Annotated in this window: 22 protein-coding genes; 7 read left to right on the forward strand and 15 right to left on the reverse strand. The window is 69.4% G+C overall.

The window, feature by feature from the left end; translation table 11 throughout:
• The 6 genes from FFS51_RS08640 to pgl all read left to right on the forward strand — a co-directional run.
• On the forward strand, positions 1–570 hold a 570-nt coding region (locus tag FFS51_RS08640; RefSeq protein WP_283205731.1), incomplete at its 5' end, for a transketolase-like TK C-terminal-containing protein.
• The gene (gene tal / locus FFS51_RS08645; RefSeq protein ID WP_045245684.1) at positions 567–1,685 is read left to right on the forward strand and encodes a transaldolase; all 1,119 of its coding nucleotides are present in this window, start codon (positions 567–569) and stop codon (positions 1,683–1,685) included. The genes FFS51_RS08640 and tal, both read left to right, overlap by 4 nt.
• Positions 1,682–3,301, forward strand: coding sequence for a phosphoglucose isomerase-related protein (locus FFS51_RS08650; RefSeq protein WP_137878111.1), 1,620 nt, complete (start codon positions 1,682–1,684; stop codon positions 3,299–3,301). The genes tal and FFS51_RS08650 overlap by 4 nt, the downstream gene beginning before the upstream one ends.
• Positions 3,302–3,335: 34 nt before the next feature.
• Positions 3,336–4,886, forward strand: a complete 1,551-nt coding sequence (zwf, locus tag FFS51_RS08655; RefSeq protein WP_137878112.1) for a glucose-6-phosphate dehydrogenase — start codon at positions 3,336–3,338, stop codon at positions 4,884–4,886.
• The gene (locus tag FFS51_RS08660) at positions 4,883–5,818 is read left to right on the forward strand and encodes a glucose-6-phosphate dehydrogenase assembly protein OpcA (protein ID WP_045246554.1); all 936 of its coding nucleotides are present in this window, start codon (positions 4,883–4,885) and stop codon (positions 5,816–5,818) included. Before zwf ends, FFS51_RS08660 begins: the two co-directional genes overlap by 4 nt.
• Before the next feature lie 8 nt (positions 5,819–5,826).
• Positions 5,827–6,612 (forward strand): 6-phosphogluconolactonase, encoded by a 786-nt coding sequence (pgl, locus tag FFS51_RS08665; protein ID WP_048809358.1) that lies wholly within the window; start codon positions 5,827–5,829, stop codon positions 6,610–6,612.
• A 70-nt stretch (positions 6,613–6,682) separates the two neighbouring features.
• On the opposite strand, the gene FFS51_RS08670 is transcribed toward pgl, so the two are convergent.
• The 11 genes from FFS51_RS08670 to FFS51_RS08720 form a co-directional block, all read right to left on the reverse strand.
• Complete coding sequence (locus FFS51_RS08670; protein ID WP_045246550.1) at positions 6,683–7,039, reverse strand: RNA polymerase-binding protein RbpA; 357 nt, start codon at positions 7,037–7,039, stop codon at positions 6,683–6,685.
• A 6-nt stretch (positions 7,040–7,045) separates the two neighbouring features.
• Entirely contained in the window at positions 7,046–7,297 is a 252-nt protein-coding gene (gene secG / locus FFS51_RS08675; protein ID WP_045246548.1) for a preprotein translocase subunit SecG, read from the reverse strand.
• A gap of 105 nt (positions 7,298–7,402) precedes the next feature.
• Positions 7,403–8,194 (reverse strand): triose-phosphate isomerase, encoded by a 792-nt coding sequence (gene tpiA / locus FFS51_RS08680; protein ID WP_045246546.1) that lies wholly within the window; start codon positions 8,192–8,194, stop codon positions 7,403–7,405.
• Complete coding sequence (locus FFS51_RS08685; protein WP_056209877.1) at positions 8,182–9,399, reverse strand: phosphoglycerate kinase; 1,218 nt, start codon at positions 9,397–9,399, stop codon at positions 8,182–8,184. The genes tpiA and FFS51_RS08685 overlap by 13 nt, the downstream gene beginning before the upstream one ends.
• A gap of 5 nt (positions 9,400–9,404) precedes the next feature.
• Positions 9,405–10,415: a type I glyceraldehyde-3-phosphate dehydrogenase gene (gene gap / locus FFS51_RS08690; protein WP_045246543.1), complete on the reverse strand. Its 1,011-nt coding sequence runs from the start codon at positions 10,413–10,415 to the stop codon at positions 9,405–9,407.
• A 147-nt stretch (positions 10,416–10,562) separates the two neighbouring features.
• A complete protein-coding gene (locus FFS51_RS08695) occupies positions 10,563–11,189 on the reverse strand; it encodes a superoxide dismutase (RefSeq protein WP_045246541.1) in 627 nt (208 codons plus the stop codon).
• A 161-nt stretch (positions 11,190–11,350) separates the two neighbouring features.
• Positions 11,351–12,328 carry a DNA-binding protein WhiA gene (gene whiA / locus FFS51_RS08700; protein WP_045246539.1) on the reverse strand — a complete coding sequence of 326 codons (978 nt, stop codon included), beginning with the start codon at positions 12,326–12,328 and terminating at the stop codon, positions 11,351–11,353.
• 35 nt (positions 12,329–12,363) lie between these two features.
• A complete protein-coding gene (gene rapZ / locus FFS51_RS08705; protein WP_045246537.1) occupies positions 12,364–13,245 on the reverse strand; it encodes an RNase adapter RapZ in 882 nt (293 codons plus the stop codon).
• Between the two features lie 24 nt (positions 13,246–13,269).
• On the reverse strand, positions 13,270–15,165 hold the full coding sequence (uvrC, locus tag FFS51_RS08710; protein WP_045246535.1) for an excinuclease ABC subunit UvrC: 1,896 nt from the start codon (positions 15,163–15,165) through the stop codon (positions 13,270–13,272).
• A 1-nt stretch (position 15,166) separates the two neighbouring features.
• Positions 15,167–18,064: an excinuclease ABC subunit UvrA gene (gene uvrA, locus FFS51_RS08715; RefSeq protein WP_045246533.1), complete on the reverse strand. Its 2,898-nt coding sequence runs from the start codon at positions 18,062–18,064 to the stop codon at positions 15,167–15,169.
• Between the two features lie 43 nt (positions 18,065–18,107).
• Positions 18,108–18,554: a MarR family winged helix-turn-helix transcriptional regulator gene (locus tag FFS51_RS08720; RefSeq protein ID WP_137878113.1), complete on the reverse strand. Its 447-nt coding sequence runs from the start codon at positions 18,552–18,554 to the stop codon at positions 18,108–18,110.
• 22 nt (positions 18,555–18,576) lie between these two features.
• On the opposite strand from FFS51_RS08720, the gene FFS51_RS08725 reads away from it, so the two are divergent.
• A complete protein-coding gene (locus FFS51_RS08725; RefSeq protein ID WP_137878114.1) occupies positions 18,577–18,810 on the forward strand; it encodes a hypothetical protein in 234 nt (77 codons plus the stop codon).
• A 64-nt stretch (positions 18,811–18,874) separates the two neighbouring features.
• Here FFS51_RS08725 and uvrB read toward each other — a convergent pair whose 3' ends face one another.
• From uvrB to FFS51_RS08745, 4 genes are read right to left on the reverse strand one after another with little or no spacing between them, the layout of a single operon-like run.
• Entirely contained in the window at positions 18,875–20,947 is a 2,073-nt protein-coding gene (uvrB, locus tag FFS51_RS08730; protein WP_056209881.1) for an excinuclease ABC subunit UvrB, read from the reverse strand.
• Positions 20,948–21,007: 60 nt separating this feature from the next.
• The gene (gene coaE / locus FFS51_RS08735) at positions 21,008–21,604 is read right to left on the reverse strand and encodes a dephospho-CoA kinase (protein ID WP_056209882.1); all 597 of its coding nucleotides are present in this window, start codon (positions 21,602–21,604) and stop codon (positions 21,008–21,010) included.
• 36 nt (positions 21,605–21,640) lie between these two features.
• Positions 21,641–22,825, reverse strand: coding sequence for a nucleotidyl cyclase domain-containing protein (locus FFS51_RS08740; protein WP_137878115.1), 1,185 nt, complete (start codon positions 22,823–22,825; stop codon positions 21,641–21,643).
• Positions 22,822–24,456, reverse strand: coding sequence for a sensor histidine kinase (locus FFS51_RS08745; RefSeq protein WP_137878116.1), 1,635 nt, complete (start codon positions 24,454–24,456; stop codon positions 22,822–22,824). The genes FFS51_RS08740 and FFS51_RS08745 overlap by 4 nt, the downstream gene beginning before the upstream one ends.
• Between the last annotated feature and the right edge of the window lie 7 nt (positions 24,457–24,463).

Consider the following 24,463-nt stretch of genomic DNA (forward strand, 5'->3'; position numbering starts at 1 on the left):
TTCACCCTCGTCCGCCCCGCCGACGCCAACGAAACCGCCACCGCCTGGCTCGAACTCCTCACCCGCCACACCGGGCCCGCCGGCATCGCCCTCTCCCGCCAGAACCTCCCCGTGTTCACACGCGGAGAAGGCGACGCGACAGCAACCGAGCTCGCCTCCGCCGCCGGCGTCGTCAAGGGCGCCTACATCCTCGCCGACACCGACGACACCCCCGACGTCATCCTCATCGCGACCGGCTCCGAAGTGCAGCTCGCCCTCGCCGCCCGCGACCAACTCGCCACCGACGGAATCGCCGCCCGCGTCGTCTCCGCCCCCAGCCTCGAATGGTTCGCCGAACAAGACGACACCTACCGCGAACACGTACTACCCGCCGCCGTCACAGCCCGCGTATCCGTCGAGGCAGGCTCCGCCCTCAGCTGGCACGCGATCGTCGGCACCACCGGCCGCACCGTGGCGATCGACCACTTCGGCGCCTCGGCCGACTACAAGACCCTGTACGCGAAGTTCGGGTTCACCGCAGAGGCGGTCGTCGAGGCCGCCCGTCAGACCATCCAGGAGAACAACGCATGAGCACCCCCACCGAACAGCTCGCCGCAGCGGGCGTGAGCATCTGGCTCGACGACCTGTCGCGCGAGCGCATCGTGACCGGCAACCTCGCCGAGCTCATCCAGACGCGCACGGTCTCGGGCGTCACGACCAACCCGACGATCTTCGCGGGCGCCCTCTCGAAGGGTGAGGCGTACGCCGCTCAGGTCGCCGACCTCGCCGCGGCCGGGGCATCCGTTGATGAGGCCATCTTCCGCATCACGACCGACGACGTGCGCGACGCGACGGACATCTTCCGTCCGGTGTTCGACGCGACCGGCGGCGTCGACGGACGCGTCTCGATCGAGGTCTCCCCCGAGCTCGCCCACGACACCGAGGGCACCATCGCGCAGGCGAAGCAGCTCTGGGCGACCGTCGACCGCGCCAACGCGCTCATCAAGATCCCGGCGACCAAGGCGGGCCTCCCCGCCATCGCGGCCGTCATCGGCGCGGGCATCTCGGTCAACGTCACGCTCATCTTCAGCCTCGAGCGCTACGCCGAGGTCATCGACGCGTACCTGACAGGTCTCGCCGAGGCGAAGGCCGCCGGCATCGACATCTCGACGATCCACTCGGTCGCCTCGTTCTTCGTGTCGCGCGTCGACACCGAGGTCGACAAGCGTCTCAAGGCGATCGGCACCGACGAGGCCCTCGCGCTGGTCTCGAAGTCCGGTGTGGCGAACGCCCGACTCGCGTACGAGCTCTACGAGGGCGAGTTCGCCACGGCGCGCGCCACCGAGCTCGTCGCCGCCGGCGCCAACGTGCAGCGCCCCCTCTGGGCGTCGACCGGTGTCAAGGACCCGTCACTCCCCGACACCCTGTACGTCACCGAGCTCGTGGCCGCCGGCACCGTGAACACGATGCCTGAGAAGACCCTCGAGGCGACCTTCGACCACGGAGTCGTGACGGGTGACACCATCACCTCGAACTACGCGGACGCGCACGCCGTCTTCGCCGACCTCGCGGCCGTGGGCGTCGACTTCGCGGACGCCACGCAGGTGCTCGAGGACGAGGGCGTCGAGAAGTTCATCATCTCCTGGCACGAGCTCCAGGAGACCGTGCGCACCGCCCTCGCGGAGTCCGCTCAGGTCGCACGGTGAGCTTCGACATCCGCCTGTCCGGCGAGGTCGAGAGGATCGTCGCCCAGACGCTCCCCGGTCTCGTCGAGAGCCTGGTCGCCTCGGGCATCACCGCCGGGGACCCCACACTGTGGGGCCCGGCGGCGGAGGATGAGGCATCCCGTCGCCTGGGCTGGGTACAGGCGGTCTCGGTCTCGCGGCCGCTCGTCGCCGAAATCGAGGCGCTGCGCGCCGAGCTCGCCGAGCGCGGAGTGACCCGCATCGTGCTGGCCGGCATGGGCGGTTCCTCGCTCGCCCCCGAGGTGATCGCCGCGACCCTCGGGGCGCCGCTCGTGATCCTCGACTCGACCGCACCGGGTCAGGTGCTGGCGGCGATCGACGGGGACGCCGAGGCGGGCGGTCTCGCCCAGACGGCCCTCGTCGTCTCGTCGAAGTCCGGATCGACCGTCGAGACCGACTCGGCGCTGCGCGCGTTCGAGGCGGCCTTCGGCGACCTCGGCATCGACCCGGCCGAGAGGATCGTCGTCGTCACCGACCCGGGCTCCCCCCTGCACCAGAGTGCGGATGCCGCGGGCTACCGCGTCTTCGCGGCAGACCCCACGGTCGGCGGCCGGTACTCGGCGCTCACGGCGTTCGGACTGGTCCCCGCCGGCCTCGCCGGCATCGATCTGACCGAGCTGCTCGATGAGGCGGAGGCCACGCTGCTCGAGGTCGCGATCGACGATCCACGCAACCCGGCGCTCGTGCTGGCCGCGGCGATCGCCGCCGGCGAGGTGCGCCAGGACAAGCTCGGTCTGATCGCCGACGGCACCCATCTGCAGGGTCTGCCCGACTGGATCGAGCAGCTCGTCGCAGAATCGACCGGCAAGCAGGGCACGGGCATTCTCCCCGTCGTGCTGCTGCCCGTCTCCCCCGAGCTCGAGAGCCGTCCCGCCGACCTGCGCATCGTGCGCTTCGTCGACGAGGCCGACGGCGACCGCCTGTTCGAGCACCATCACGGGGAGATCCTCGTGAGCGGCTCGCTCGGTGCCCAGTTCATCGTCTGGGAGTATGCGACGGCGATCGCCGGTCGCATTCTCGGCATCAACCCGTTCGACCAGCCCGACGTCGAGGCCGCCAAGTCGGCCGCGCGCGCGCTGCTGGACGGTGCGCCGGATGCCACGCCAGCACTGTTTACCGAGAACGGCATCGAGGTGCGCGCCACCGACCCGTCGCTCGCGGCCTCCGGCACGGTGGCGGGCACGCTCGACGCTCTGTGGCAGCGCCTCTCACCCGACGGCTACGTCGCCATCCAGGCGTACGTCGACCGACTCGCGTCGCCCCAGCTCGCGGGCCTGCGCGAACTGGTCGCCGCGGATTCCGCGCGCCCCACCACCTTCGGCTGGGGTCCGCGCTTCCTTCACTCGACCGGCCAGTTCCACAAGGGCGGTCCCGCTGTGGGCGTTTTCCTGCAGATCACCGAGTCGACCGACGTCGACGTGGAGATCCCCGGCCGCCCCTTCACCTTCGCCCAGCTCATCGCGGCGCAGGCGGCCGGAGACGCCGCCGTGCTCGCCGAGCACGGGCGTCCGGTCGTGACGCTCACGCTCACGGACGCGCAGGCCGACGTGCTCGCGCTGTTCGAAGCCGCGCAGTAGCGACATCCCTTTCTGTACCCGGAGGACCCCTCACGTGACCGTGACCATCTCGCGCGACCACAATCCGCTGCGCGACCCCGACGATCGTCGCCTCAACCGCATCGCGGGGCCTAGCGCCCTCGTGATCTTCGGCGTGACCGGCGATCTGTCCCGCAAGAAGCTCATGCCCGCCGTCTACGACCTCGCGAACCGCGGTCTGCTTCCCCCGGGGTTCGGCCTCGTCGGGTTCGCTCGCCGCGACTGGGCGGACGAGGACTTCGCTCAGGTCGTCCATGACGCCGTGCGTCAGTACGCCCGCACCGAGTTCCGCGATGAGACATGGCAGCAGCTGCTGCAGGGCATCCGGTTCGTGCAGGGCGAGTTCGACGACCTCGAGGCGTTCCACGGCCTGCGCGAGACCGTCGAGCAGCTCGACGTCGAGCGCGGCACGATGGGCAATCACGCCTACTACCTGTCGATCCCGCCGAAGAACTTCGCCGTGGTCGCGCAGAAGCTGAAGGCCTCCGGCCTCGTGGACGACACGGCCGATGCGCCCGACCGCTGGCGTCGCGTGGTCATCGAGAAGCCGTTCGGCCACGACCTCGAGTCGGCGCGCGAGCTCAACGAATCACTGCGCAGCGCGTTCCCCGCTGACTCGATCTTCCGCATCGACCACTACCTCGGCAAGGAGACGGTGCAGAACATCCTCGCGCTCCGTTTCGCCAACGAGCTGTACGAGCCGCTGTGGAACCGCAACTACGTCGACCACGTGCAGATCACCATGGCCGAGGACATCGGCGTCGGCGGACGCGCGGGCTACTACGACGGCATCGGCGCGGCGCGCGACGTCATCCAGAACCACCTCCTGCAACTCCTCGCCCTCACCGCGATGGAGGAGCCGATCACCTTCGACGCCGCGCAGCTGCGCGCCGAGAAGGAGAAGGTGCTGGCGGCGGTCACCCTGCCCGCCGACCTCGCGTCGGCGACGGCCCGCGGCCAGTACGGCGGCGGGTGGCAGGGCGGCGAGCGGGTGCTCGGTTTCCTCGAGGAAGACGGGATGAACCCCGAGTCCACGACGGAGACATACGCCGCGATCAAGCTCGAGATCAACACGCGGCGTTGGGCCGGCGTGCCGTTCTACCTGCGCACCGGCAAGCGGCTCGGTCGCCGCGTCACCGAGATCGCCGTCGTCTTCAAGACCGCGCCCGAGCACCTGTTCAGTCGCAGCCAGACTTCCGGTCTCGGTCAGAACGCGCTCGTGATCCGCGTGCAGCCCGACGAGGGCGTCACCATCCGTTTCGGATCGAAGGTTCCGGGTGCCGGCACCCAGGTGCGCGACGTCACGATGGACTTCGGCTACGGCCACGCCTTCACCGAGGCGAGCCCCGAGGCCTATGAGCGCCTCATCCTCGACGTGCTCCTCGGCGACCCGCCGCTGTTCCCCCGTCACGAGGAGGTCGAGCTCAGCTGGAAGATCCTCGATCCGATCGAGCAGTTCTGGGCGGCCCAGGGCGGACCGCTCGAGCAATACAGCCCCGGTTCCTGGGGACCGCCGTCCGCCGACGAACTCCTCACCCGCGATGGACGCACCTGGAGGCGGCCGTGATCATCGATCTCCCCGAGACCACCGTCAGCAAGATCTCGCGGTCGCTCGTCGACGTGCGCGAGGAGGGCGGCGCTGTCGCGCTCGGCCGCGTGCTGACCCTCATCATCGTCTCCTCCGGCGGCGTCGCCGAAGAGGCGATCGAAGCCGCGAACGACGCGTCCCGCGAGCACCCGATGCGCGTCATCGTGCTGGTCGCGGAGCCGGACGCCGCCGAGCCCCGTCTCGACGCGCAGATCCGCGTGGGCGGCGACGCCGGTGCGAGCGAGGTCGTGCTGCTGCGCGCCTACGGGGCCGCGGCATCCAATGCGGAAAGCCTCGTGACCGGTCTGCTCCTGCCCGACGCCCCCGTCGTCGCATGGTGGCCGGGACGCACGCCCGGCGACCCGGCCTCGTCGGAGATCGGCAAGATCGCACAGCGTCGCATTACGGATGCCGCCTCCCAGGCGGACCCGGCGGCGGCCGTCGCCCGTCTCGGCGGCAGCTACTCCCCCGGCGACACCGACCTGTCCTGGACGCGACTGACGCGCTGGCGGGAACAGCTGGCCGCCGTGCTCGACCAGCCCCCGTTCGAGAACGTCACGGGCGTCGAGGTGCTCGGCGCCGCCGATTCGCCCTCGACGCCGCTGCTCGCAGCCTGGCTGCGACTCGCGCTCGACGTGGACGTCGCCTGGGCGTACCTGCCCGAGAGCGAGTGGGCGTCGGGTATCAAGTCGGTGCGACTGCGGCGGCCCGGCGGCGACATCCTGCTCGAGCGCCCCGAGTCCGCGGTGGCCACCCTCACGCAGCCCGATCAGCCCAGCCACGAGCTCGCGTTCCCCCGCCGCTCGCTGCGCGAGTGCCTGGCCGAGGAGCTCCGTCGCCTCGACGCGGACGTCCTGTATGGTCGAGTGGTCACTGAGGGGCTCGAACTGCTGAGCTCTCCCGCGTCTTAGGAGAAATCGTGGTCGATACCGCCGTCGACAAGCGCGTGGTCGTCCGCGCCACCCCGGCCGAGGTGGCCGCGGCCGTCGCCGAGCGTTTCGTCGCGCGGGTGGCTGCGCGCACGGAGAACCCCGGCAAGCTCGCCCACATCTCCCTGACAGGGGGATCGATGGGTCCGGCGGTCCTCGCGGCCGCCGCGCAGCTTCCGGCAGCGGCAACGGTCGACTGGAGCCGCGTGCATTTCTGGTGGTCGGACGAGCGATTCGTGCCCGCCGGCGATCCGGAGCGCAACGACACTCCGGTCTACCCGGTGTTCTTCGACGCCCTCGAGATCCCCCGCGAGAGCATCCACGCGATCGCGCCGAGCGACAGCGGGCTCGACCTGGATGAGGCATCCCGTGCCTACGCGGCGGAACTCGCTCGCTTCGCGGACCCCGGGGTCGGCGCCTGGCCGAGCTTCGACATCTGCTTCCTGGGCGTCGGACCCGACGGCCACGTGGCATCGCTGTTCCCCGATCGTCCCGAGATCCTCGTGACGGATGCCGCCACCCTCCCGGTGCGCGACTCGCCCAAGCCACCGCCGCTGCGCGTCACGGTGACCCGTCCCGTGATCAACTCGTCGAAGCGGGTCTGGCTCGTCATGACCGGAAGCGAGAAGGCGTCCGCACTCGGCCTCGCCCTCGCGGGCGCGAGCTACGCGAGTGTCCCCGCCGCAGGCGCCAAGGGCCGCAAGCGCACCGTGTTCTTCGTCGATGAGGCCGCCGCCGCCAAGGTGCCTGCGCAGCTCATCGACCGCGAATACTGACGCTCAACGACAACGCCCCGCTCCCGGATCCGGGGCGGGGCGTCGTCGTTCGTGAACGGATGCGGCCGAGTCAGGACTCGCCGCGGCGCTCGCGCAACTGACGCAGCGCGTCATCGAGGATCTGCTCGGCCTCTTCGTCGGAGCGACGCTCCTTCACGTAGGCCAGGTGGGTCTTGTAGGGCTCGGTACGGGCCAGCTCCGGCGGGTTCGCCTTGTCGCGGCCGGCAGGAAGCCCCGAATGCGGCGAGTCGATCGTGTCGGGGATCTCCTCGGGGGCGATACCCGCCGCGAAGTAACGCACGGTCTCGTTGCCCAGCGCGTCCCAGTACGACACCGCGACGCGCTCCGCGTGGTATCCGTGATCCTGCTCGCCCATCGGGCCCGCGCCGACGCGCGTACCCCGGATGGCGTTACCCCCAGCGGCCATGTTGTCCTACAGTCCCGAGTTGAACTTGGTGAGAAGGCCCAGTGCCACGATCGACACGAACCAGACGAGCGCCAGCACGACGGTGAAGCGGTTTAGGTTGCGCTCCGCCAGACCCGACGAACCGAGCGCCGAGCTCATGCCGCCGCCGAACATGTCGGACAGTCCGCCACCGCGGCCCTTGTGGAGCAGGATGAGGAGGGTCAGCAGCAGGCTCGTGATGCCGAGGAGCACCTGGAGCACGAACTCGAGGATCTGCACTTTCGAGACAACCTTTCCGAAGCGACCCGTCGGGACGCACAGACGTTCAGTATAACGGCGCGGTGACGCCCGCCAGGTGGCGGGCGTCACCGTGCGTCGTCGGGGTCAGACCCCGACGTGCTTCTGGAAGCGGATGATCGCCGCGAACTCGTCGGCCACCAGGCTCGCACCGCCGACGAGAGCGCCGTCGACGTCGGGCTCACGCAGGAAGCTGGCGATGTTCGAGGACTTCACCGATCCGCCGTAGAGGATGCGCGTGCGCGCGGCCGCATCGACGCCGAGCGCGTCGGCGATCACCGCACGCAGGGCGGCAGCGACCTCCTGCGCCTGCTCCGGCGTCGCCGCCTGGCCCGAGCCGATCGCCCAGACCGGCTCGTACGCGACGACGATGTCCGCGTCTGCGGACAGCCCCTCGAGTGCGATGCCGAGCTGCTTCACGGGCACGGCAGAGGCGCCGTACTCCTCGAGGTCGGCGGCCGTCTCGCCCACGCAGATCACCGGCACGAGACCGTGGCGCAGGGCCGCCTGGGTCTTGGCGGCCACGATGTCGTCGCCCTCGTGGTGGTACTCACGGCGCTCGGAGTGACCGATGATCACGTACGAGACATCCAGCTTCGCGAGGAACTGGCCCGACACCTCACCGGTGTACGCACCGGAGTCGTGGGTGGAGATGTCCTGCGCGCCGAGCGCGAACGGGATCTTGTCGGCGTCGATGAGGGTCTGCACGGGGCGCAGATCCGTGAAGGGCGGGAAGAGCGCGACCTCGACCGAACCCGACTCGTGCTTCGCGTCGCGCAGCGTCCAGTGGAGCTTCTGCACGAGTGCGACCGCCTGCAGGTGGTCGAGGTTCATCTTCCAGTTGCCCGCGATGAACGGGGTACGGGTCACTGCGCCCATCCGAGCACCTCCAGTCCGGGGAGTTTCTTGCCCTCGAGGAACTCGAGGCTGGCGCCGCCGCCGGTCGAGATGTGACCGAACGCGTCGTCGGAGAAGCCGAGCTGGCGCACGGCCGCGGCGGAGTCGCCACCGCCGACGACACTGAGGCCGTCGACCTCGGTGAGCGCCTGCGCGACGGCCTTCGTGCCGGCCGCGAACGGGGCGAGCTCGAAGACGCCCATCGGGCCGTTCCAGAACACGGTGCGGCTCGACCGGATGAGCTCCGCGAACTGCTCCGCCGTCTTCGGACCGATGTCGAGACCGAGACCCGAGGCCCCGAACGGGGTGTCCTCGAGAGCGTCGGCCGCGGCGACCACATGGTCGGCGTCGCCCGAGAAGGATGCCGCGACCACCGCGTCCACCGGGAGGACGAGCTCGACGCCCAGCTCCTGGGCGCGGGCGATGTAGCCCTTGACCGTCTCGATCTGGTCCTTCTCCAGCAGGCTCGAGCCCACCGGGTGTCCGAGCGCGACGAGGAAGGTGAACAGCATGCCGCCGCCCACGAGCACGCGGTCGACGCGCGGCAGCAGGTGGTCGATGACGCCCAGCTTGTCGCTGACCTTCGAGCCGCCGAGCACGACGGTGTAGGGCCGCTCCGGGTTCTCGGTCAGGCGATCGAGAACCTCGACCTCCTTCTCGATCAGGAAGCCCGCCGCGGACGGCAGCAGCTCGGCGAGGTCATAGACGCTCGCCTGCTTGCGGTGCACGACACCGAAGCCGTCGGAGACGAGCACGTCGCCGAGCGCCGCGAGCTGCTCGGCGAACGCACGACGGGTCGCGTCATCCTTCGCCGTCTCACCGGCGTTGAACCGCAGGTTCTCGAGCACCGCGACGTCACCGTCTGCGAGAGCGGCGACCGCTTCGGCCGCCGACTCCCCCACCGTGTCCTGCGCGAACGCGACCGGCGCTCCCAGCAGTTCGGAGAGACGCTGAGCGACGGGCTGCAGGCTGTAGGCGGGGTCGGGGGCGCCGTCGGGACGTCCCAAGTGGGAGACGACGACGACGCGAGCGCCCTGATCGATAAGGGCGTTGAGGGTCGGCAGCGTGGCCCGCACACGGCCATCGTCCGTGATGACCCCGTCCCGCAGGGGGACATTGAGGTCAGCACGGACGATGACGCGCTTGCCGGCCAGCGAACCCAGCGATGCGAGGGTGCGCAAGGCCATGACGATTACAGACGCTCGGCGACGTACTCGGTCAGGTCGACGAGGCGGTTCGAGTAGCCCCACTCGTTGTCGTACCAGGACGACACCTTGACCAGGTTGCCCGAGACGTTCGTGAGACCGGCGTCGAACACCGACGAGTGCGGGTCCTGCTGGATGTCGCTGGAGACGATCGGGTCGACGTTGTACTTCAGGATGCCGGCGAGGCGACCCTCGGCCGCCGCCGCCTCGTAGGCGGCGTTGATGGCCTCCTTGGTGAGGCCCTCGGTCGGGGTGATGATCGTCAGGTCGACGATCGAGCCGGTGGGAACCGGCACGCGGTAGGACGAGCCGCTCAGCTTGCCGTTGAGCTCGGGCAGCACGAGGCCGATGGCCTTGGCGGCGCCGGTCGAGGCCGGAACGATGTTGATCGCCGCGGCGCGGGCGCGGTGCAGGTCGCCGTGCGGGCCGTCCTGCAGGTTCTGGTCGGCGGTGTAGGCGTGAGCGGTCATCATGAAGCCGCGCTCGATGCCGAAGTTGTCGTTGAAGACCTTCGCGAGGGGGGCGAGGCAGTTCGTGGTGCACGACGCGTTCGAGATGATGTGCATCGTCTCGGGGTCGTAGAGGTCCTCGTTCACGCCGATGACGAACGTGCCGTCCTCGCCGGTGGCCGGAGCCGAGATGAGCACCTTCTTGGCGCCGCCCTGGATGTGCTTGCGGGCGTCGTCGGCCTTGGTGAAGCGGCCGGTCGACTCGATGACGATCTCCGCGCCGACCTCGCCCCACGGGAGGTTGGCGGGGTCGCGCTCGGCGAACACCTTGATGGCGGTGCCGTTCACGATGACGGAGTCCTCGGTGTACGAGACCTCGGCGTCGAGGCGTCCGCCCACCGAGTCGTACTTGAGCAGGTGGGCGAGGGTCTTGGTGTCGGTGAGGTCGTTCACCGCCACGATGTCGAGGTCCGCACCCTGCGCGAGAGCCGCGCGAAGGTAGTTGCGTCCGATACGGCCGAAGCCGTTGATGCCGATCTTGACAGACACGGTGTCTCCCGTTTTCTCGTCGCGCTGACGCGCATGTTTCCATCCGCGATCGGGTCGCGGAACGGGGTCGGCCCTGGGCGCCGATCCCATGGGAAGAGGATGCCGGAGCCCCCGCCAGAGCGAGGGCTCCGAGGCATCCTCACCTGGTCACGACACTACCAGCAGACCCGCAGTCTTCTCACGGGCGGTGGTGAAGCGCTGCTGCACGTCGGCCCAGTTGGCGATGTTCCAGAACGCCTTCACGTAGTCGGCGCGCACGTTCTTGTAGTCGAGGTAGTACGCGTGCTCCCAGACGTCGAGGAGGAGCAGCGGCACGGTGCCGGCGGCGAACTGCGCCTGCTGGTCGAAGAACTGCTGGATGATCAGGTTCTGACCGATCGAGTCCCAGAACAGACCCGCCCAGCCCGAGCCCTGCACGCCGAGGGCGGCCGCCGAGAAGTGCGCCTGGAACTTGTCGAACGACCCGAAGTGGTCGGTGATGGCCGACTCGAGCTCGCCGGTGGGCTTGTCGCCCCCGTCCGGCGACAGGTTGGTCCAGAAGATCGAGTGGTTGGTGTGTCCGCCGAGGTTGAACGCGAGGTCCTTCTCGAGCTTGTTGACGTAGGCGAAGTCGCCCTTGTCACGCGCTTCGGCGAGCTGCTCGAGGGCGGTGTTGGCTCCCGTGACGTACGCCTGGTGGTGCTTGTCGTGGTGCAGCTGCATGATCGTCGCGCTGATGTGCGGCTCGAGTGCTGCGTAGTCGTAGGGGAGGTCGGGCAGGGAGTACGTTGCCATGTTCTCTTCTTCCGAATCGGCGCCGGCCGTGTCCTCGGCGCGGCGAGGGTGACGAGTTCATCCTATTGAGGGGCAACGACGCCGCACGTCGGGTTGATTCCCGGGATGACGCGGTGTAACCGTTCGCGTGCGGCTCGCGGGGCGCCTCGCGCCCCGGTCGGTCACTCGATGGCGTCGGCGGGCACCGCCGCCTCGGTGCCCGGGACGCCGAGCTGCTCGGCCTTCTTGTCGGCCATCGCGAGCAGGCGGCGGATGCGACCGGCGACGGCGTCCTTCGTGAGCGGCGGGTCGGCGTGGTGGCCGAGCTCGTCGAGGCTCGCGTCCCGATGCGCGAGGCGAAGATCGCCGGCGGAGCGCAGATGCTCGGGCACGTCGTCGCCGAGGAGTTCCAGCGCGCGCTCCACACGCGCGCACGCGGCGACCGCGGCCTGCGCCGAACGGCGCAGATTCGCGTCGTCGAAGTTCACGAGGCGGTTCACGTCGGCGCGCACCTCACGGCGCTGCCGCAGCTGCTCCCACTCCGACGCCGCCTTGCGCGCGCCCATCTCGAAGAGCGCGAGTCGGATCGCGTCGCCCTCGCGGACGACCACGCGGTGCACGCCGCGCACCTCCCGAGCCTTGGACGCGATGCCGATGCGGGCGCCGGCTCCGACGAGCGCCATGGCCGCCTCGGACGACGGGCAGGCGATCTCGAGAGATGCGGACCGACCCGGGTCGGTAAGAGTGCCGGTCGCGAGGAACGCGCCCCGCCACACCGCGGCGAGGTCACCGCGGCTGCCGGTCGTCAGCTTGTTGGGAAGCCCGCGCACGGGACGTCGACGTTGGTCCAGGAGCCCGGTCTGGCGTGCGAGTGTCTCCCCCTGATCGATGACCCGCACGGCCACGGCGATCCCGGTGCGCCCACCCGACGCCTGCACGTGCGCCAGCTCGGGCCGCACGCCGTAGATCTCGGCGAGTTCGCGGGCGACGCGGCGCGCGAGGCGCTCGGAATCAACCTCGGCCTCCACCGCGACCCGGCCGGCGATGGAGTGCAGTCCCCCCGCGAACCGCAGCAGTGCGGTGAGCTCCGCGACCCTCGCCGTCGGGCGGGGGTCACGCAGCGAGACGAGTTCGGACTTCACATCGACCGTCAGCGGCACGGCACTCCTTCTGGGCTCGAGAACGACGTTCCAGCCTACTCGCGACCGAGGTCGCGGTGCGCCACGCGTGTCGTCACGCCCGGGACGTCGTCGAGGCGCTGGGCGATCTCGCGAGCCATGACGACTGAGCGGTGCTTTCCCCCGGTGCATCCGATCGCCACCGTCGAATGCCTTTTGTTCTCACGCTGGTACCCCTCGAGCACGGGGCGCAATGCTGCCGTGTAGGCGTCGAGGAACTCGCGCGCACCGGGCTGGGAGAGCACGTAGTCCCGCACCGACTCGTCCTCCCCGGTGAGGGAGCGGAGGTCCTCGACCCAGAACGGGTTGGGCAGAAAGCGCATGTCGGCGACGAGGTCGGCATCGGCCGGGAGCCCGTACTTGAAGCCGAAGCTCATCACCGTCACGGAGTGCCGCGCCGCACCGGACTCGGCGAAGAGGTCGGCGATCTTCGTCGTGAGCTGATGCACGTTCGAGTGCGAGGTGTCGACCACGAGGTCGGCGCTCTCCCTCACCCGGGACAGGCGCGCGCGCTCGCGACGGATTCCGTCGACCAGCGTGCCGTCCCCCTGCAGCGGATGCGGGCGACGCACAGCCTCGAACCGGCGTACGAGCACATCGTCCGACGCATCCAGGAACATGACGCGCAGGTGGCGGGCATCACGCAGCGATCGCGTGACCTCGGGCAGGCGCTCGAAGAGGTCGCGCCCGCGCACATCGAGCACGACGGCGACCCGCGGAACCGCCTCCTGAGCGAGCTCGGACAGCTCGAGCATCGGCTTGATCATCTGGGGCGGGAGGTTGTCGACGACATACCACCCGAGATCCTCGAGCGCGTTGGCGACGGTCGAGCGCCCGGCACCGGACATCCCGGTGACGACCAGCACTTCGCCGGTCACACCCGGTGCCGTCTGGTCCATCCGCGCCTCCCCGTCGTCTCCACCCTATCGAGCGATGAGGCGGGAATGGACGGCCGCGGCGAGCTTCGGCCCGATGCCGGGCAGGTGTGCGATCTCCTCGGGGCTCGCGGCGCGGAGAGCGGTGACCGAGCCGAAGTGTCGCAGCAGCGCCTTGATGCGCGCGTCGCCGAGGCCGGGCACTTCGGCGAGCACCGTGGTGATGTCGCGCTTGCGGCGCTTTCGCTGGTGGGTGATCGCGAACCGGTGGGCCTCGTCGCGCAGGCGCTGCACGAGGTAGAGAGCCTCCGATGTACGGGGCAGGATGACCGGGTACTCCTCTCCGGGCAGCCACACCTCTTCGAGGCGCTTGGCGATGCCGCAGAGGGCGATCTCGCTGTGGCCGCTGTCCCGAAGGGCCCGTTCCGCCGCCGCGACCTGAGGTCTGCCGCCGTCGACGATGAGCAGCTGGGGACGGTAGGCGAATCGGGGCTTCTGCCGCGTCACGACGACATCCTCGCCCTGGTCGGTCGCCTCGGGCACGGAGTCGTCGGGAGCGTCGTCGACGTGCGCGAGCCGGCGAGTGAGCACCTGGTAGATGGAGTCGGTGTCGTCGGATGTCTCGGCGATGCCGAACGAGCGGTACTGGTCTTTGCGCGGCAAGCCGTCCTCGAACACGACCATGGATGCGACGACGTTGGTGCCGGACAGGTGGGAGACGTCGTAGCACTCGATCCGCAACGGCGCCTCAGCGAGTCCGAGCGCCTCCTGCAGATCGGTGAGCGCCTGTGTGCGTGCGACGTAGTCGCTCGAGCGCCGGGTCTTGTGGAGCAGCAGCGCCTGTTGGGCGTTGATCGTCGCCGTGCGCATGAGGTCGGCCTTCGGGCCGCGCTGCGCGATGCCGACGGTCACGTTCTTCCCGCGCCGCTCGCGCAGCCACGCCTCGAGGTCGGCGGCGTCGTCGGGCAACTGCGGCACGAGCACCTGGCGCGGGATGTCCGCGGCATCCGCGCCGCCGTAGGTGCGCTGCAGCACCTGGTCGACGAGCTCGGCGCCCGCGATGTCGAGTTCTTTCTCGATGGTCGTCGCGCGCACCCCGCGTACACGACCGCCGCGGATCACGAAGTGCTGCACCGCCGCCGCGAGCTCGTCCTCGGCGATGCCGAACAGATCGGCGTCGGTGTCGTCGCTGAGCACGAGCGCGCTCTTGCCGAGCACCGCCTCGACCGCGCTGAGGCGGTCACGGTAGACGGCGGCCGACTCGTAGTCCATGGCTGCCGCGGCCTCGCGCATGCGCGCGGTGAGCTGGCGGGTGACCCGCTGATCACCACCGGCCATGAAGGCGACGAAGTCGTCGACGATCGCACGGTGCTCCTCGATGCTCACCCGCATCGAGCACGGGCCGCCGCAGCGCCCGATCTGCCCGGGGAAGCACGGGCGACCCGTCGCCATGGCCTTCTTGTAGGAGGCATCCGAGCACGTGCGGATCGGGAAGACCTTGATCATGAGGTCGATGACCTCGTGCACCGCCCACACCTTGGGGTAGGGACCGAAGTACTTCGCACCGCGGATCTTGCGGTTGCGGGTGACGATCACCCGCGGCGCCTCGTCGGCGAGGGTGATGGCCATGTAGGGGTAGGACTTGTCGTCCTTGTAGCGCACGTTGAAGGGCGGCGTGAACTCCTGAATCCACATGTACTCGAGCTGCAGGGCCTCGACGTCGCTGGAGACGACGGTCCATTCGACGCTCGCCGCCGTGGTGACCATGCGCCGCGTGCGCTCGTGCAGGGTGTGCAGCGGCGCGAAGTAGTTCGACAGGCGCGCGCGCAGGTTCTTCGCCTTGCCGACGTACAGGATGCGCCCCTGGGCGTCGCGGAACCGGTAGACGCCCGGGGTCGTCGGGATCTCGCCCTGCTTCGGGCGATAGGGCAGATCGGATGCCACGTCAGCTCGCCTTGCGCTCCGCGTCCTGTTCGAGGATCTCGGCGAGGAAGGCGCCGGTGTGGCTGCCCTCGGCGCGCGCGACCTGCTCCGGCGTGCCCGTGGCGATGATCTGCCCGCCGCCGGAGCCACCCTCGGGTCCGAGGTCGATGATCCAGTCCGAGGACTTGATGACGTCGAGGTTGTGCTCGATGACGATGACGGTGTTGCCCTTGTCCACGAGGCCGCCGAGCACCTCGAGCAGTCGGCGGACGTCCTCGAAGTGCAGGCCGGTCGTCGGCTCGTCGAGCACATAGATGCTGCGACCGTTGCTGCGCCGCTGCAACTCGGTCGCCAGTTTCACGCGCTGCGCCTCGCCGCCCGAGAGCGTCGTCGCGGACTGGCCGAGCCGCACGTAGCCCAGGCCCACGTCGACGAGGGTGCGCAGGTAGCGATGGATCGCCTGGATCGGCTCGAAGAAGTCGGCCGCCTCGGCGATCGGCATCTCCAGCACCTCGGCGATGTTGCGCCCCTTGTAGTGCACGCTCAGCGTGTCGCGGTTGTAGCGCTTGCCGTGGCAGACCTCGCAGTCGACGTAGACGTCGGGCAGGAAGTTCATCTCGATCTTGATCGTCCCGTCACCGGAGCACGCCTCGCAGCGCCCGCCCTTGACGTTGAACGAGAAGCGTCCCGGCTGGTAGCCGCGGGCCTTCGCCTCGGGGGTCTCGCTGAAGAGCGTGCGGATGCGGTCGAACACCCCGGTGTAGGTCGCAGGGTTCGAGCGCGGAGTGCGGCCGATGGGCGCCTGATCGACGTGCACGACCTTGTCGAGGTTGTCGAGCCCGGTCACCCGTGTGTGCTTGCCCGGGACCGTGCGCGCGCCGTTGAGCTTCTGGGCGAGCACCTCGTACAGGATGTCGTTCACGAGCGACGACTTGCCCGACCCGCTCACGCCGGTGACGGCCGTGAGCACCCCGAGCGGGAAGTCGGCCGTCACATTGCGCAGGTTGTTCTCCCGCGCCCCGACCACGCTGAGCATGCGCTTCTTGTCGATCTTGCGGCGCTTCTCGGGCGTCGGGATCGCCCGGCGGCCGGAGAGGTAGTCGCCGGTGAGGGATGCCTCGTCGCCCAGGAGTTGCGCAAGCGGACCCGAGTGCACGACATGCCCGCCGTCGACGCCGGCGCGGGGACCGATGTCGACGATCCAGTCGGCGGCGTGGATGGTCTCCTCGTCATGCTCGACGACGATGAGCGTGTTGCCGAGGCTCTTGAGGGTGAGGAGCGTCTCGATCAGACGCCGGTTGTCGCGCTGGTGAAGACCGATCGACGGCTCGTCGAGGACGTAGAGCACACCGGTCAGCCCCGACCCGATCTGGGTCGCGAGCCGGATGCGCTGCGCCTCGCCGCCGGAGAGGGAGCCGGCCGAACGGCTGAGGTTGAGGTAGGTGAGCCCGACCTGGATGAGGAAGTCGAGTCGAGCACGGATCTCGCGCAGCACCGCGGCCGCGATCTTCGCCTCGCGGTCGGTGAGCTCGAGGTCGGCGAAGAACGCCTGCGCGTCGGAGAGGCTGAGCCGGGATGCGTCGGCGATCGAGCTGCCGTGGACGAGCACCGCGAGCACCTCGGGCTTGAGACGGTCGCCGTTGCAGACCGGGCACGGCACCTCCCGCAGGAACTCCGACCACCGCTGTCGCTGCGTGTCGGACTCCGCCTGCACGTACTGGCGCTCGATGTAGGGCGCGACGCCCTCGAAGCCGGACGAGTAGCGCATCTCACGGCCGTAGCGGTTGCGGAACTTGACGGTCACCTTGTAGTTCTCACCGCGCAGCACCGCCTCTCGCACGTCGGGCGTCAGCTTCTTCCACGGGGTGTCGAGTGAGAAGCCGAGGTCGTCGGCGAGCCCCTCGAGCAGTCGCTCGTAGTACTGGAACAGCCCCTTGCCCTGCGTCGTCCACGGGATGATGACACCCTCGCGGATCGAGAGCTCCTCGTCGCCGAGCATGAGCTCGGGGTCGACGGACATGCGGGTGCCGAGGCCGGAGCACGCCGGGCAGGCACCGAACGGGGCGTTGAACGAGAAGGTTCGCGGCTCGATCTCGGTGAGCTGCAGGGGGTGGCCGTTCGGACAGGCGAGCTTCTCAGAGAAGGACTGCCACGCGGCATCCCCCTCTTCGTCGACGAAGTTGATCTGCACGACGCCGCCGGCGAGCCCGAGGGCCGTCTCGACCGAGTCGGTGACCCGGCTGAGGATGTCGGGCGAGGCGACGAGGCGGTCGACGACCACGGCGATGTCGTGCTTGTAGCTCTTCTTCAGCGTCGGCGGCTCGGAGAGCTGCACCAGATCGCCGTCGACGACCGCGCGCGCGTAGCCCTTGGCGGAGAGCTCTTTGAAGAGGTCGACGAACTCCCCCTTCTTCTGGGTCACGACCGGAGCGACGATCTGATAGCGGGTGCGCTCGGGCAGTTCCATCAGCTGGTCGGCGATCTGCTGCACGGTCTGGCGTTGGATCTGCTCGCCGCACTCGGGGCAGTGAGGGACCCCGATACGCGCCCAGAGCAGACGCATGTAGTCGTGGATCTCCGTGATCGTGCCGACGGTCGAGCGCGGGTTGCGGTTCGTCGACTTCTGATCGATCGAGACAGCGGGACTCAGGCCCTCGATGAAATCGACGTCGGGTCGGTCGACCTGACCGAGGAACTGCCGGGCGTAGGCGCTCAGCGACTCGACGTAGCGACGCTGGCCCTCGGCGAAGATCGTGTCGAACGCGAGGCTCGACTTGCCGGAGCCCGAGAGCCCGGTGAAGACCACGAGCGCATCGCGCGGGATGTCGAGGTCGACGTTCTTGAGGTTGTGCACGCGAGCGCCGCGCACCGTGAGCGTGGAGGTGTGGGGGCCGAGGTTGGACACGGGGACGATGGGCACCCGTCAAGTGTAGGAGCGACCTCCGACACCGGCTCCGCGCGGATCACGCGCTGGGCTTGGCCCCGGCGAACCGGGCGAGCGCGTCGCGGAGGGCGACCGCCTCATCGACCGTGAGCCCGGTGCGTGCGAGCACCTGCGCGGGCACCTCGAGGGCCTGTGCGCGAAGGGCGCGCCCGGTGTCCGTCACCGCGATGTCGAGCGTGCGCTCGTCACCCGGACGCCGCGTGCGGACGAGAAGCCCCTGCGCCTCGAGTCGCTTGACCAGGGGGGACACCGTCGCCGGTTCGAGGGCGAGCGCGGCGGCGAGCTCGCCGAGGGAGCGCGGATCGCGCTCCCACAGCGCGAGCATGACGAGGTACTGGGGGTGGGTCAGCCCGAGCGGCTCGAGCACCGGACGGTACGCCTGCACGATGTTGCGGGCGGCTGTGACGGCGGCGAAGCACAACTGGTTCTCCAGCGCGAGGATATCGGTGGTGGTCACTCTCTCCATTTTCCTTAGTACACTAACTATTATGCCACGAAGCAAAAAGCGCCCCCCGCTGCGCGACCGTGTGAACGCCGCGGGCGGATGGTACGCCTTCGTGAACGCCGCGCTCGTCCGCGCCGCCGGACCGGCCGCCGTCGGACCCTACACCGACGACGAGCCGCCCGCCCGCGACATCCAGCCCTGCCCGCTGTGCCGCCAGCCGATGCGCGATCACCGTATCGACCGCAACGGACCCAAACCGCTGCTTCGCTGCCCCTGATCGCGGCCGAGCAGGGCGGACGCGACCGGGATGTGCATCGAGAGCATGGGCGATCACCCGCAGATCAGGCGTGACCGGCCTTCTCCATCGCCCGCAACTCGCGCTTGAGCTCCTGCACCTCGTCGCGCAGCCGCGCAGCCAGCTCGAACTTCAGCTCGGATGCTGCCGCGAGCATCTGATCGCTCAGATCCGAGATCGTCGACTCGAGCTGGGCCGCCCCCTCTGCCGCGATTCCCTCGCGCCGAAGATTGGGCGTCGGCGCCTTGCCGCGACCCTGATCGCGGCCGCCGCGGGCGAGCATCGCCTTGGTGTCCGCCCCTTCCCGAGCGAGTGCGTCGGTGATGTCGGCGATCTTCTTGCGCAATGGCTGCGGATCGATGCCCCTCTCCGTGTTGTACGCGACCTGCAGTTCGCGACGACGGGCGGTCTCATCGATCGCCGAGCGCATCGAGTCGGTGACTGTATCGGCGTACATGTGCACCTCCCCCGAGACGTTGCGGGCCGCGCGCCCGATCGTCTGGATGAGCGAGGTGCCGCTGCGAAGGAAGCCTTCTTTGTCGGCGTCGAGGATCGCCACGAGAGAGACCTCGGGGAGGTCGAGACCCTCGCGCAGCAGGTTGATGCCGACAAGCACGTCGTAGACACCGGCGCGGAGCTCGGTGAGCAGCTCGACGCGCCGCAACGTGTCGACGTCGGAGTGCAGATAGCGCACGCGCACACCGTGCTCGCCGAGGAAGTCGGTCAACTCCTCCGCCATCTTCTTCGTGAGCGTGGTCACCAGCACGCGCTCGTCGCGCTCGACCCGCAGACGGATCTGCTCCAGCAGATCGTCGATCTGCCCCTTCGACGGCTTCACGACGATCTCGGGATCCACGAGACCGGTCGGTCGGATGATCTGCTCGACGACGCCATCGGCGATGCCCATCTCATAGCGACCGGGCGTGGCCGAGAGATACACGGTCTGGCCGATCCGCCCCTTGAACTCATCCCACCTCAGCGGCCGGTTGTCGAGGGCACTCGGCAGGCGGAACCCGTGCTCGACGAGTGTGCGCTTGCGCGAGGCATCCCCCTCGTACATCGCACCGATCTGGGGAACCGTCACGTGCGATTCATCGATGACGAGGAGGAAGTCGTCGGGGAAGAAGTCGAGCAGCGTGTGCGGCGGCTCGCCCGCCTCACGCTGGTCGAGATGACGCGAGTAGTTCTCGATGCCCGAGCAGAAGCCCAGCTGCTGCAGCATCTCGAGATCGAACGTCGTGCGCATGCGCAGGCGCTGCGCCTCGAGAAGCTTGTTCTGCTTCTCGAGCTCGGCGAGCCGATCGGTCAGCTCGTCTTCGATCGTGCCGATCGCACGCTGCACGACGTCGGTGCCCGCCACGTAGTGCGATGCCGGGAAGATGGGCACCGAGTCGAGCTTCTGCACCACGTCGCCGGTGAGCGGATGCAGCATGTAGAGCGCCTCGATCTCGTCGCCGAACAGCTCGATGCGGATCGCGTACTCCTCGTAGACCGGGATGATCTCGATGGTGTCGCCGCGCACCCGGAAGTTGCCCCGCGAGAAGTCGACGTCATTGCGGTTGTACTGCATCGCGATGAACTGTCGGATCAGGGCGTCACGGTCGTATCGCTCCCCCACCTGCAGCGCGACCATCGCGCGCAGATATTCCTCGGGGGCACCGAGACCGTAGATGCACGACACCGTGGAGACCACGATGACATCACGGCGCGACAGCAGCGAGTTGGTGGTGGAGTGCCGCAGCCGCTCCACCTCCGCGTTGATCGAGCTGTCCTTCTCGATGAAGGTGTCGGTCTGCGGGACGTAGGCCTCGGGCTGGTAGTAGTCGTAATACGAGACGAAGTACTCGACCGCGTTGTGCGGCATGAGTTCGCGGAACTCGTTCGCGAGCTGCGCCGCCAAGGTCTTGTTGTGGGCGAGGACGAGCGTCGGTCGCTGCACCTGCTCGATCAACCACGCCGTGGTCGCGGACTTGCCGGTTCCGGTGGCGCCCAGCAGCACGATGTCGGTCTCCCCCGCGTTGATGCGGGCCGCGAGATCGGCGATCGCCTGAGGCTGGTCGCCCGACGGCTCGTACTCGGAGACGACCTCGAAGGGTCGAACGGAACGTGTGGTCTGCACGTCTCCAGGGTAGGCGCGGCCGCCGACATCGGGGTGTGGTCCGGCCACCGGCCGACGGGGTCAGCCGCGCAGCCGGCTCCAGAGGGCGTCCACCTGGGCGATCGTCTCCCCCACCGTGCCGCTCGTGTCGATGACGTCGTCGGCGATCGCGAGCCGGGCCTCATCGGAGACCTGCGACGCGATGCGCGCACGGGCATCGTCGGGAGAGAGCCCCCGAAGCTCGACCAGGCGCTGCTCACGCAGAGCCGCCGGAGCGTGCGCCACGACGATGCGCTCCCACGGATCGTCGACGCGGGCCTCGACGAGCAGCGGCACGTCGTAGACCACGACCGCGGCGGGGTCCTCGGCGAAGGCCGCGGCGAACCGCGCCGCAGACTCCGCGCGCACTGCCGGATGCACGATCGCATTCAACCGGGCGAGCGCGGAACGGTCGCCGAACACCCGTGCGCCGAGCGCGGGGCGGTCGAGCGCTCCGGACGCATCCAGCACATCGGCGCCGAACACATCGGCGATGCGTGCGAGCACCGCGCTCCCCGGCGCCTGCACTTCGCGCACCAGTGCGTCGGCATCGACGACGACCGCGCCGTGCTCCCGCAGCCGCGCGGCGATCGTGGACTTCCCCGAGGCGATACCGCCGGTCAGCGCGATGAGTGGCATGTCACGAGCATGGCACGGGCCGCGGCATCCGTCGTCCTACTCCGCCCCACCGGCGTCGTCGACGCCCGCGAACATCACCGACGAATCCGGCATGGTCGGCGCCTTGCGCGACGCCGCGCGGGCCCCCGCGACCAGACGCTCGGTGTCGTAGCCGATCGTCTCGCTCAACGCGACGCCGACACCGACCACGGGGAGCACGCCCTGACCGCTGCGACCGAGGGCATCGAACAGCGCTCGGTGCGCACCCACCGCGACCCGGCGCACGGCCATCGGATCGGGAGCGAGCACCGTGAACAGCAGGCCGGGATCGTCGTCCTCGCCGATCAGAGAGGCGAGCGGCGCGTGCCGACGCACACCGTCCCGCAGCAGGTGCAGCGCGCTCGTGCGGACCTCCTCGCCGAACGCGTCGCCGATACGACGCAGATCGTCGATGCGCACCGAGATCACGGCGACAAGTCGCCCCTCCCACCTCGCGCGCTCGAGCAGATCGTCGAGAGCGCGCAAGAACGTCGGGTACAGGAACACACCGTCGCCGGCGATGCCGCTGTCGGACACCCACCCGTATCCGCGCAGCTGACTGCGGCTCGCGCGGAGCACGGAGGTCACGACGACGGCGACGATCGTCAGGGTGACCGTCAGGACGCTCGTCGAGATCGTCCCGAACCCCACCCGGAACAGATCCGAGTCGGGTCCCGACGCGACGAACACGACGGTGCGCGCGACGTAGTACGCGGACTGGATGCCGAGCACGACCGCCAGCGAGACGGATGACCGCAGCCGCCCGACCGGTCGCCGTCGCATCTCGACGGCTCCGAGTGCGGCGAACCCCGCGATGTTCACGAACATCACGAAGGCGCCCGCCCAGTCCCCTCCAGCCGGACCGCGCACGATCACCGCCGCCGCGCTCACCGCGACGCACAGTGCGACCAGCAGCACGGGTCCGCGTACGGCCCTCTGGTTGAACGCCCGGGCGCCGAGCCACATGCAGCCCGCGGAGGACACGAACAGGGCGTTGCCGATGGCGATCGGCACGAACCCGCCGACGCCGACCGCCCAGACCAGGTAGGCCGTGCTCGTGCCGATGCCGGAGAGGAAGGCGATCGCCCAGAACGCGCCGACCGCCTCGTCGCGGCGCAGCAGCGTCTCGGAGACGAACAGGATGCCGGCGACCGCGACAACGAGCGCGGTCATGACCGAGACACTGGCCAGATCGAGGGTCATGCGTGCAACTCGCGATCGCCCTGACCTCGAGGCTGGGCGGGAAGCCGGACGGTGAAGGTCGATCCCGTCCCCGGGGCGCTCCGCACGGTGATGTCGCCCCCGTGGGCGCGCACGATGTCCCGGCTGATCGACAGTCCGAGCCCGGAGCCCTCGACATCGCGCCTCGCCCGGAAGTACTGCTCGAACAGACGGCGCTGGTCCTCGGCGGAGATGCCGACGCCCGTGTCCTGCACGTCGATGAAGGTCGAGGTGCCATCCGACGACGTGCGCACGGCGATGCTGCCGCCATCGACGTTGTACTTCACCGCGTTGCTGACGAGGTTGTCGACCACCTGCCGGATGCGCGCGGCATCCGCCCAGGCGCTCGCCGGCAGCACGTCGGTCGCGTCGATGGAGATCGACGTGTAGGCCGCCCGGGCGCGCCACGCCTCGGCCGCCTGCTGCACGAGCTCGGCCACGTCGATCTGCTTCGGCGAGATGGTGAGGTCGATGGATCCGCGCGAGGTGCTCGAGGCGGCGAGGATGTCCGCGATGATCTCCAGCAGACGCTCGCCGTTCTTGGCGGCGACGTCGAGATCGCGGGCGGCGTCGTCGGGCCGGTCGAGGTGGTCGATGGCGAGGTCGATGTATCCGAGCACAGAGGTGAGGGGCGTGCGCAGCTCGTGCGAGATCGACGACACGAGTCGATCGCGCGCCCGGAGTGCAGTGAGCTCGGCGGTGACGTCGCGTGCGACGATGACGCACCCGGCGGGCGCGCCGTCACCCGAGCGCAGCTGGCGCGCCGTCATCGACAGCGCCGTTCGCGGCTGGTCGGGGGGACCGAACCAGATGACCTCGTTCTCGAACAGCTCGCCGCGCAGCGCGCGCCGCAGCGGGCGGTCCGGCTCCTCGATGAGGGTGACGCCGTCGGCCGCGTAGGCGTCCCCGATCGGACGATCGAGGCGACCGAAGCCGGGGATCGAGCGTTGGATGCGCCCGAGCGCCTCGCTGAAGACCGAGACCTCGCCGTCCGCGGTGATGCGGATCACGCCGAAGTCGACGGCATCGAGCACGTCGGTCATCAGCTCCTCGTGGCCCTGTGCGCGCGACAGCGCACCCGACAGCAGCGCGATCTGCTTGTCCAGCAGCACGCGCTGGGCGCGGTAGCGGCGGCTGCTCACGTAGCTCGTCACCCCGATGGCGACGATGACGGCGGCCGGGAGCAGGTAGCTCACCGCGCTGCCGGACGCTCCCGCCAGCGCGATGATCGCCCCGAACTCGACGAGCACGAGTGCTGCGGCCGTGAGGAACGCGGTGAGACCGAGGGTTGCCATCCACATCACCGGGAACGCCCACAGCAGCTCGATCCCGAGCAGGTGCTGCTCGGAGCGCGCGAGGCCGATCGCGACGATGTCTGCGAGTGGGATCACGTAGACCCACGCACGAGCGATCCGCGCCCACGGCACCACCAGGGTCGCCGCTCCCCCGGCCAGCACGATCACCGTCGCGACGAGCAGGAGTGAGTGGTCGGCCGCACGGTCGGTGACCGCGACCGCCAGTACGATCACGACCAGGATCACGCACAGCAGCAGCTGGTTGAGCATCGCCACCCGACCGCGAAGGTCGGCGTCACGGTCCTCGGTGGCGGCCATTCGACGA

It is taken from the genome of Microbacterium sp. 4NA327F11 (assembly GCF_005503465.1).
GTDB lineage: Bacteria > Actinomycetota > Actinomycetes > Actinomycetales > Microbacteriaceae > Microbacterium > Microbacterium ginsengisoli.

Excerpts from the sequence above, each read along its gene's own strand:
- tal (WP_045245684.1), top strand. The coding sequence starts at position 567 with ATGAGCACCCCCACCGAACAGCTCGCCGCAGCGGGCGTGAGCATCTGG.
- FFS51_RS08670 (WP_045246550.1), bottom strand. The coding sequence starts at position 7,039 with ATGGCCGCTGGGGGTAACGCCATCCGGGGTACGCGCGTCGGCGCGGGC.
- tpiA (WP_045246546.1), bottom strand. The coding sequence starts at position 8,194 with ATGGGCGCAGTGACCCGTACCCCGTTCATCGCGGGCAACTGGAAGATG.
- FFS51_RS08685 (WP_056209877.1), bottom strand. The coding sequence starts at position 9,399 with ATGGCCTTGCGCACCCTCGCATCGCTGGGTTCGCTGGCCGGCAAGCGC.
- FFS51_RS08695 (WP_045246541.1), bottom strand. The coding sequence starts at position 11,189 with ATGGCAACGTACTCCCTGCCCGACCTCCCCTACGACTACGCAGCACTC.
- rapZ (WP_045246537.1), bottom strand. The coding sequence starts at position 13,245 with ATGGACCAGACGGCACCGGGTGTGACCGGCGAAGTGCTGGTCGTCACC.
- FFS51_RS08720 (WP_137878113.1), bottom strand. The coding sequence starts at position 18,554 with ATGGAGAGAGTGACCACCACCGATATCCTCGCGCTGGAGAACCAGTTG.
- FFS51_RS08725 (WP_137878114.1), top strand. The coding sequence starts at position 18,577 with ATGCCACGAAGCAAAAAGCGCCCCCCGCTGCGCGACCGTGTGAACGCC.
- coaE (WP_056209882.1), bottom strand. The coding sequence starts at position 21,604 with ATGCCACTCATCGCGCTGACCGGCGGTATCGCCTCGGGGAAGTCCACG.
- FFS51_RS08740 (WP_137878115.1), bottom strand. The coding sequence starts at position 22,825 with ATGACCCTCGATCTGGCCAGTGTCTCGGTCATGACCGCGCTCGTTGTC.
- FFS51_RS08745 (WP_137878116.1), bottom strand. The coding sequence starts at position 24,456 with ATGGCCGCCACCGAGGACCGTGACGCCGACCTTCGCGGTCGGGTGGCG.